Source organism: Methanobrevibacter sp., assembly GCF_045636185.1.
In the GTDB taxonomy this organism is placed as follows: domain Archaea; phylum Methanobacteriota; class Methanobacteria; order Methanobacteriales; family Methanobacteriaceae; genus Methanocatella.
On record NZ_JAZTXC010000173.1, the window covers coordinates 1 to 9,355 of the forward strand.

The following is a 9,355-nucleotide window of genomic DNA, read 5'->3' on the forward strand; positions in this document are numbered from 1 at the left end:
AAGGATTGATGAAATGTTAAAAGGAAGTTCCCTTTCCATCCATACGCCGGCAAGCGTAATAAGGGACAATATTCCCATACCAACCAGGGAATCTGTCATAGGATGCTTGTATCCCATATAATTACCTATAACAGTAATGACTGAAAATATAATTAACAGCCTGATCCAATTGAAAATACCGTGAACAGTAACATTTTCAGTCCCATCAATAAAGTCAGTCATTATCTTCAGCCCCCTCTTCTTTTACAATAGCTTCTCTTCCAATTTTAGGTTCCAAATAAGAATATAATTTTTCAGTAAGAGGAACAGCGAGGAATATCACAATATAAATACCGATAGAGAATGAAAGTAGATTACTGAATCCTGCAAATGCTTCAATACTTGTTTCCAGAGCAGGAAATGCAGCAAGAGTAGGACCTAAAGAAGCAGCATTCATACTTGCACTGCCTACACCACTAGCCATAGCAAATGCAAATGGGTGTAGTGGAATAAGGGAAACAGAAAGACTGGCCAAAAAACTAATGAATACAGTTCCAATAATGGTTCCGACAATGAATAATGCAAAAATTCCTCTTGATTCCGGAGAATTAAATCCATATTTATCAACAATAACCGCAACTTCAGGTTCACGGCCAATAGAACTGGTCATGCCAATAGTCTCTCTTTTAAATCCTAAAAGCAAAGCAACAGGAAGAGCAATTAAAATTGTAGCCAAGTGCCCCAATTCCTGCAACAATAATGCAGGACCCATCTCAAAAATCAAATGTATGGACTGGCCACTTGAAATAGCCAATTTAGCAATCAATATACCAATAAAAAGCATCATTGCCCCTTCAGCAATTCTTGATTGCCTTCGTTTAATCCATCTAATCGTTTTTGACAAATAAAAAAGTAAACCCAAAACCATAGTATAAAGCAATGGCATGATTATAACTTCAACACCTTTAGCAATTGGAATTTTAATTGTTCCAATTAATTCGGCAATAATTACTAAAATAAGCACAGTACCATGTAATCTATAATCTCTCCAAGGATTCTTCTTTAAAATTCGCCTATCCGTTTTTTCACGATAAGGATGTTCTACATCACTCGATTGAAAATCTTTCCCCAAAATTATTTTCTCCCCCAAAAACTTTTCACTTAATTAATAAATTCATCAAAGCACTATTTAAATTAGTACTATTCAAATGTCAAAATTTCATAAAATATGCATAAAAAAAATAATTTTTAAAAATAAAGTTCCTAAAAAGCGAATAAAATAAAACACGATAAATATTGTTAAAATATGAAAAATATGGTTAAAAAGAATTAATCTATAAATTACATTCTACAAATTGGTTTTGATAAGTGTCTACGTGCGCTAACAGGAGTTTCATAAAATTTACCATTATTTAAAGAACGTTTGATTTTAAATTTCACTTTTTGTGAAGATTTTATTCTATTTCCACATTTCTTACATTTGAATCCTTTGCCCTTTCCTGCAGAAGTCATTCTTTTTCCACATTCGCAAACCGGATTTCTATACTCAACATCATTTAACTCAATTACCTGGAATTTTTCAATATTAAATGTATTCTGCTCACCGATACCACCATACAATTTTATTACATCACCATCACGAAGATGTGAAACGATTTTTCTGAAGTTCTTTGTCGGCTCATAAGCACCGCATTCAATTTCACCAGTTTCGTCAAATACCGTGAAAAACATATGACCTCCATCAATCACATGAGGATTATCCTTTACCGTAGTTACCAGTTCATAACATCCAAACTGTTTCATCTGAGAGATATTATCAACCTTTTGAATATGCATATCCGTATGCTGATTTGTTAAAAAAATGCAATAGTCTTCAATTGGCTCAGACACCTCAACAATGTCTTTAGCCTTGTCTAATGCTTCAACATTATTTGATCGTATACCATACAATACAGGACACGGAGTTTTAGGTTCAATTGCAATATAGTCTTCAGAATAATCTACATTTTCAAAAGTATCCGGAAAAGTCTCCTTATCCATTTCCACTACAGAATCATAATTGATTTGGCGTTTTTTTCCATAATTTTGTGGAGTTCTATATGCAAGCAGTTCATAAGTACAGTCATCTAAAGGCAAGCTAATGGCTGCAATAGAACCAATTATTCCTCTTCCCTTTTTAAACTTATGGATTTCACATCCTACAGATTTTCCAAACACTTCAGCTTCTTCAATTGTAATGAATGAATAAATGGCTCTAAAAGCATAATCTTCCATTTCTTTTGTAATTTCCCCATCGTAAAAGATTACACCAGGATTAGTATTTTCACAATCGAACATGGATAATTTTGAAACTTCATCCAAAACAATTTCTTTAGCAAAATCGGCCTTTTCATCATTAATTATTTTAAAAGACACTCCACCATTACCTCTAGTCTTAAAACGAGCAAAAGGATTTAATCTAATTAAACGAGGATAATCCACAATATCAATGCCATTTTCTTTTAGTCTGCGGATAATATGGCATGCCAGATAAGTTGTACACATGCCATCGGGAGAATCAGTATCATCTATTCCAATATACAAATAATTAATTATAATCACCTTACAATTAACTTATTATACATGAAACTAAATATAATTTTTTAAAGAAATAAGAATTGGTTGTATTTAATATGTTAACTCGAAGCAGAATGTTACAAGAAATAGAAAAATTATTAATTTCAGAAGGTTACAAAACCTCTGATATTTATGATCAAGGTTCTTTTGATATTGTTGCTCGTAAAAACCTATTAATTTTACTTTTAAAAACTTTTGTTAATATCGATAGTGTGAATGAAAAAAATGCTCAAGAAATGAAGCAATTGGCAAATATTTTTTTAGCTTCACCAATAATAATTGGAGCAAAATCCAGAAACGGCATTTTAGAAGAGGGAGTAATCTATGAAAGATACGATATTCCAACAATCGGTATTGATACATTGAAAAACATGATCATATATAATGAATATCCTGAAATCCTGGCTGACCGTGGAGGATATTTTGTTAAAATCGACGGCAATGTAATCAAACAATACAGAGAGGAATACTCACTTTCCCTGAAAGATTTGGCAGACCTTGCCCATGTTTCAAGAGCCACAATGTACAAATATGAAAATGAAATAGTCCGGGCAAATGCAGAAACGGCAATGATTCTGGAAGAGATATTGAATACGAAAGTTACTCTGGATATCGATATATTGAAGTACAGTCAAGAAGACCAAATCCAATACCAGCAAACAGGTGAAGGAACCGAAGATTTATTGAAATTAGGTTATGGAGTTGTTTCCACAAGCAAAAGTCCATTTGATGCTGTTGCAAAAGATAACAGCTCATCATTAATAGCCAATGTTGAAAAAAATAGAAGCCAAAAAACTTTAAAAAGAATGGCAGTTCCTTTAAAGGATTTATCAATGATTACTTCATCAGAACCTGTTTTTATAATTAACAATGACAAGATTAAAGAATCCCTTGGAACAATTCCCGTAATCAAATCCTGGGAGTTGAAGGAATTTGAACGTTCACAAGAACTGTTAAAATTGATTAAAGAAAGAAAGGAAAATCAGTGATAGTATGGAAGATTTAAGAATTCCCGATATGGAAAATTACCCTATCAAATGGGTTTGTAACTTTAGAGGGCAAAAAGCAATCGGAATATGTGGATATTCACAAAAAATAGCAATGTTTGCATCTGATGAAAGAGTATCAAGAATTCTGGAAGACATTGTAATCGGAACACATGAGGACTTGGAAGGCTACGGGTGTGAAGAAAAAGACAGATGCTGTAATTTTGATTGCAAATACTGTGAAATAACCCCAAGGCAATACCTGCAGATTACAGGCAAAAAGCCATCAAACAAAAATGTAAAAGATTTAAACGAAGGACTGAAAAGTTTAAATGCTGAATTTGAAATAATGAATATTGTCCCATTTAAAGAATATGAAGTGATAAAGTTTTAAATACCTTTTAAAACTTCCATATCTTTTTTTATTTCCTCAACACTTGCCGCACCAAACGTCATCAAATCTACGAAATCAAGAGAGTTGAGAAAAGTAAAACCTTCTTCAGGAGTTTGGATACCTACGCTCAGCACACGGCAAGCCATTATCTTTTTATTTAAATCAAGGATTTTTTGCCTGAACTCTTTTCTTTGTGCCTTTAAAAATGAAGGAGTATCCATCATATATGCAAAACTATTTAACGGAAGCATATAAAAATCAAATAAATCCAAATCCATATTATCCTTAAGTAAATCAGTTGTTCTGTATGGAAAAGCAGTTACAATACCTGATAAAGAATTTGAATCATTAATCCTGGTTAAAATTTTGGATGTTAAATTCCACTTGTAGGCATCAGTTATGAATTCATCAACCATCATCACCGGCGTATCATAGGAAGAAAATAATTCAATGTCATCCTCCCAGTCAACTTCACAGGCAACTTCATAATTAGGCGCCAAATAATCAACATCAGACTTGCCAATGGTAGCGATAACTTTCATTTCACAGCCATTATCACATGCCAAATCAAATCCTTTAAGAAGATTTTCATCATTCACCAAATTAATTGCCCTAACGCCATCATCATAAGCAGCTAAAATGACTTCAGCTATTTTTTCAGGCTGTGAATATAAATCCAAGTAATACAATCTTGCCCTGTGACCATAATATGATTCTGCCATAAATGGACCATATCCCAAAATAGTCTTCGGAATGGATTTATCTTTAAAATCTAAATTATCCTCAAAAATAAAAATCGCCCTTTATTACTTTTTTCTCAATTTTCAACATTATTATAATAATTATAAATATGAAGAAATATATATAGTTAAGTAATATTAATGATAATATTAAAAAATTATTTAATATGGTGAAATAATGAAAGTACTCGTTGCTGACGCAATAAATGAGAAGGGAATTGAAAATTTAAAGGAAGTTGCTGATGTTACAGTCAATACAAGCATCACTCCTGAAGAATTAGTTAATACAATAAATGAATATCATGGAATTATAGTAAGAAGTAGAACTAAAGTTACAAGAGAAGTAATTGAAAAAGCGGACAATTTAAAAATAATTGCAAGAGCCGGTGTCGGAGTAGACAACATCGATTTGGATGCTGCTACTGAAAAAGGTATAATGGTAGTCAATTCACCAGAATCCACTTCCATTACCGTAGCAGAACACACAATGGGATTATTACTTTCCATGGCACGTAAATTAACAATTGCTGACAAATCTGTAAAAGAAGGTAAATGGGAAAAGAAAAGATTTATGGGAGTTGAACTCAGAAATAAAACTCTCGGTGTAATCGGAATGGGAAGAATCGGTTCCCAAGTAGTGAACAGATGTAAGGCCTTTGAAATGGATGCAGTTGCATATGATCCATACTTGCCTGAAGAAGTGGCAAAACAGATGGGTGTCGAATTAACTGATTTGGAAACTGTTCTTAAAAAAGCCGATTTCATTACAATCCATGTACCGTTAACCCCTGAAACCAAACATTTAATTTCAACAAAAGAATTTGAATTAATGAAAGACACCGCCTTTATTACAAATTGTGCACGTGGTGGAATCATTGATGAAGATGCATTATATGATGCTTTGAAAAATGATAAAATTGGTGGAGCAGCTTTAGATGTATATGAAGATGAACCACCTGCTGAAGATTCAAAATTATTCGAATTAGACAATATTATTTTAACCCCACACATTGCAGCATCAACTAAAGAAGCTCAAAGAGATGCAGCAATTATTGTAGCTGATGAAATTATCGATTTATTCAAAGGTGGAACTCCTAAAAATGTTTTAAACATGCCAAGAATTGATAATACAACTTATCAAGAACTAACCCCCTACTTTGAAATTGCTGAAAAATTAGGCAGATTCATTTCTCAGGCAGTAAACGGCAAAATTACTGATTTGGAAATTATCTACAGTGGAGAACTTGCAAAAATCGATAATTTAGAAATTTTAACTAGAACTGTTGTCCAAGGTGCTGTCAATCCGTTCTTAAGCTCACCTGTAAATGCAGTTAATGCATCACTTGTGGCAAAAGACCGTGGAATCAACATCATTGAAGGAAGAAAAACCAATGCTAAAGGTTATGATTCCTTAATTAGTGTAATAGCAAGAACCGATAAGGACAGATTCTCTGCTGAAGGAACAAATCTACACGAAGCAAGAATTTTAAAAGTCAATGGATACTGGGTAGATGTCATTCCTAGAGGACATATGTTCATTGCAAAATATGAAGATATACCTGGAAGCATTGGTGCTATAGGTACCAAATTAGGAGAATATGGTGTTAATATCGGAATCATGCAAGTTGGAAGAGATGAAGAAGGTGGAAGAGCAATTATGGTCTTAACCTTAGACAAAGAGATTCCAACAAATGTAATCAAAGAAATCCAATCTTTAGACAATGTTTATGAAGCTATTGGATTAAACTTATAGAAAAACAATTTCACCATATTGTTTTTTATTTTTTTATTTTTTTTTACGAGCATCAAACTTCAATAATTAAAAAAAAGTTATTTTTTTGAAACCTTTTTAATGTTTCCATTTTCATCAAACTCTATTTTAAGAGAATTGTTTTCAGAAATTATAATAGGTTGCATGGAAGAATTAGAAATGATTTTAATATTATTCTGAGGATTTTGCCTTCTTTCATATTCTTCATAAGCAGTGTTTGGAGTATCCTCAAAGTTTGCATCCTCATCAAAAAATCCTGCCTTAATGACTTCACCTTCTTTTAAAACATCATTTTCATCAAAGAAATCATCAATATCATCATCAAACATGTCACTGTAATCACCTACAGTGTATTCACACGGATTACCGTATTTATCATATGATTTAAAAGTCTCATAGCTATATGGCAAGCAGACAATCATGTGAAAAACACCATGTTTAGAAAAGGTTTTTAAATCCGCTCCGGAAGGGCGGGCACTTGGTCCAGGGTGTGAATGAACGGATCCCCAATATTTTAAAGTTGGAGGTAACATTTCAGTGTGTACAACAGCACCTGTAGATCCCGTTTCCCCAGGAATAAAAATAAGATTGGTTAAGTAAAGCTTTTTATCTTTAATTTCTCCATCAAAAAAAGCTAAAAATTCATTTGGAAATGATTGTTTAGAATAATAGATTACTGCATCAAGGATTTCCCTATCAACACAAATTTCATCGAAATCCTCATCATTATCTGTATTAAATATTTTTGATAAAAAACTCATAATTAAACCTTTAGAATAACTTATTAAAAAACTCTTTTGAAAAAATTGAAAGATTGCAATCTACATAAATATAACTACGATAGGAAATTTGTTCTTTTAATTCTTTCTTATTGAAACCTTTAACTTCTTTATTTTTCCTATAAATACCAATTCCACGTTTTTTCCAAGTTTCAACATCGTTCAAGTTTATTCCATTCATGAATAGCAATTCATGGATATCTGATAAATTTAAGCCATTAATTTTTTCATTGGCTTGGCTGGAAGAGTATTTTGATTTTAAGAAATGAATTCCATATCCATTTACGCAGTTTCTCCATGCTTCATCCTGTCTCCATTTAAAATAGTCATAAATATCAGAATCGTTAATGGGAATGATTCTTGAATCGAAAGCTACAGGTTTTGCAAATTCACCATCATAATTAGAAGTGAATGATGATGAAGCAAAACTTGCCATAACAGAGTTGATTTTTTCAATGCGACCATTGAACGGAACATTATCCAAAAGAATGCTAATTTCATCTGAAAAGGTATAGATAAAAATAGGTGAAAATTCTTCAAACAAATCTTTGCAGACTTTCACCATTATTCTGTAGAAATTACTGTCATATGGCTTTTCAAGTTCCATTTTTTCAGTAAATGAATGGAAACTTCTACCATCTAATCGAACAATGATTTTAGAATTAACTGGAACTCTTAAATCAGCATAAATTTCATATTCTTTCATTATAACCCGACAGAAATTGTTTCATTAAAGCTTTTAAGTAATTTAATTGCAGAAATTGCGGCTAACATACTGGTTTTTGGATTAGCTGCACATGGATGATTCATTGTAGTCGTTTTGAATTCACCGAAATCTCCCTTTGCAGTAATTTCATGAACATTACGGTCAACTTTAGGATCAACAATGATTTTAACATCAATATCTCTATTGCATGCCAAACTAATGGTTGCAGCAACATTGATATTCAATGGAAATTCTTTGACTGCTTCAGATGCTTTTCCTTCAAATAATATTTCTTCAGAATCTATATTTTTGCCTAAAGATTTTGGTGATTTGCGTGTGATTAATGTTATTTCCTTTAAACCAAAATCGGCAACAGCCTTAATTCCATCCAAACCCACGATTGCACCAGAAGGCAAGTGTATATGAGCATTATTCTCTTTAGCCAACTTCAAAGCTTTAATATAAAAGTTCTTATCCATAAATGCACCAACACTCATAATAATCATGTCAATTCCTTTTTCTAAAATTTTTGGTGCCAATAATTTTACGGAATCCGGAGAAGCACATTCTAAAACTAAATCAACATCATCCAGCATATCCTCTAGGCTAATTACAGCTACACCTCCAGCAAATGAAGCCAGATTTTCCGCTCGTTCAATATCCTTATCGAAAAAATATTTGATTTGTATATCACTATCTTCGGGAACTATTCTGCTAGCGATGATATTAGCAATAGCTCCGCATCCTATAATTCCTACTTTCATTAGAATCACTTAAAAAAAGAATTAAATAAAAAAAAGTTGAAAGATATAAAGTTAAATCTTTCAGTCAAAATTAGGTTTATCTTCGAATTGTGGTTGAGTTTCAGGGTTTGAAGCTTGTTGTGGAGGACGATTTGGAACAACAGTATCAGGAACTGGTGGTTCCGGATTGACTTTTTTGATATCTCTAGGATTGATTAACATGATATCTCCAATAGCTTGCACTTTGTCAAAGTCAACAGTTAATAAATCATGCTGGAATGATCTGGCACCAACATTATCATCAGGAACACCTTGAAAAGCACCTTTAATATTATCAAGTAAACCTATTTGTTTTCTTTCAGGTTCAACAGCTCTTACTTGTAATTTTGAGATGGTTCCTAACCTAATATTTAAAACAATATCTTCAACTTGGCCAACATAATGACCTGTGTTTGTATATATACTTAAATTGCGTAAATTTGAAACTTCTACCATTATAACACCACAGATTAGTTTATAATTATTAACTAAATAAAATATGTATAACATTATATTATTTGTATATATAAATAGTTTTTGTTCAAAAAGCCAATTTCAATTATAAACATTACCCTAAAATAAAAAAATTGGGCATAAAGTAA

The 9,355-nt window shown here is 32.2% G+C and carries 10 protein-coding genes and 1 pseudogene; 3 read left to right on the forward strand and 8 right to left on the reverse strand.

Annotated elements, in window-relative coordinates:
* The 3 genes and pseudogenes from ACKI3Q_RS09705 to ACKI3Q_RS09715 all read right to left on the reverse strand — a co-directional run.
* Nucleotides 1-222: pseudogene (locus ACKI3Q_RS09705) on the reverse strand (hypothetical protein); the annotation flags it as partial.
* Complete coding sequence (locus ACKI3Q_RS09710; protein WP_407416391.1) at nucleotides 215-1,129, reverse strand: DUF3100 domain-containing protein; 915 nt, start codon at nucleotides 1,127-1,129, stop codon at nucleotides 215-217. The gene ACKI3Q_RS09710 and the pseudogene ACKI3Q_RS09705, both read right to left, overlap by 8 nt.
* A gap of 191 nt (nucleotides 1,130-1,320) precedes the next feature.
* Nucleotides 1,321-2,580, reverse strand: a complete 1,260-nt coding sequence (locus ACKI3Q_RS09715) for a DUF1743 domain-containing protein (protein ID WP_407416392.1) — start codon at nucleotides 2,578-2,580, stop codon at nucleotides 1,321-1,323.
* 71 nt (nucleotides 2,581-2,651) lie between these two features.
* Here ACKI3Q_RS09715 and ACKI3Q_RS09720 point away from each other — a divergent pair, with 71 nt between their 5' ends.
* Nucleotides 2,652-3,584 (forward strand): transcriptional regulator, encoded by a 933-nt coding sequence (locus tag ACKI3Q_RS09720; protein WP_407416393.1) that lies wholly within the window; start codon nucleotides 2,652-2,654, stop codon nucleotides 3,582-3,584.
* A 4-nt stretch (nucleotides 3,585-3,588) separates the two neighbouring features.
* Nucleotides 3,589-3,975, forward strand: a complete 387-nt coding sequence (locus ACKI3Q_RS09725) for a hypothetical protein (protein ID WP_407416394.1) — start codon at nucleotides 3,589-3,591, stop codon at nucleotides 3,973-3,975.
* Here the strand turns inward: ACKI3Q_RS09725 and ACKI3Q_RS09730 are convergent.
* Nucleotides 3,972-4,697 carry a hypothetical protein gene (locus ACKI3Q_RS09730; RefSeq protein WP_407416395.1) on the reverse strand — a complete coding sequence of 242 codons (726 nt, stop codon included), beginning with the start codon at nucleotides 4,695-4,697 and terminating at the stop codon, nucleotides 3,972-3,974. The two genes, ACKI3Q_RS09725 and ACKI3Q_RS09730, sit on opposite strands and share 4 nt — an antisense overlap.
* Before the next feature lie 196 nt (nucleotides 4,698-4,893).
* On the opposite strand from ACKI3Q_RS09730, the gene serA reads away from it, so the two are divergent.
* Nucleotides 4,894-6,468, forward strand: coding sequence for a phosphoglycerate dehydrogenase (gene serA, locus ACKI3Q_RS09735; protein ID WP_407416396.1), 1,575 nt, complete (start codon nucleotides 4,894-4,896; stop codon nucleotides 6,466-6,468).
* 77 nt (nucleotides 6,469-6,545) lie between these two features.
* Here the strand turns inward: serA and ACKI3Q_RS09740 are convergent, their stop codons facing one another.
* From ACKI3Q_RS09740 to ACKI3Q_RS09755, 4 genes are read right to left on the reverse strand one after another with little or no spacing between them, the layout of a single operon-like run.
* Nucleotides 6,546-7,247, reverse strand: a complete 702-nt coding sequence (locus tag ACKI3Q_RS09740) for a Mov34/MPN/PAD-1 family protein (RefSeq protein WP_407416397.1) — start codon at nucleotides 7,245-7,247, stop codon at nucleotides 6,546-6,548.
* A 10-nt stretch (nucleotides 7,248-7,257) separates the two neighbouring features.
* Complete coding sequence (locus tag ACKI3Q_RS09745) at nucleotides 7,258-7,971, reverse strand: tRNA(His) guanylyltransferase Thg1 family protein (protein WP_407416398.1); 714 nt, start codon at nucleotides 7,969-7,971, stop codon at nucleotides 7,258-7,260.
* The gene (locus ACKI3Q_RS09750; RefSeq protein WP_407416399.1) at nucleotides 7,971-8,735 is read right to left on the reverse strand and encodes an aspartate dehydrogenase; all 765 of its coding nucleotides are present in this window, start codon (nucleotides 8,733-8,735) and stop codon (nucleotides 7,971-7,973) included. Before ACKI3Q_RS09750 ends, ACKI3Q_RS09745 begins: the two co-directional genes overlap by 1 nt.
* Nucleotides 8,736-8,795: 60 nt before the next feature.
* On the reverse strand, nucleotides 8,796-9,209 hold the full coding sequence (locus tag ACKI3Q_RS09755) for a PRC-barrel domain-containing protein (protein ID WP_407416400.1): 414 nt from the start codon (nucleotides 9,207-9,209) through the stop codon (nucleotides 8,796-8,798).
* Nucleotides 9,210-9,355: the final 146 nt, after the last annotated feature.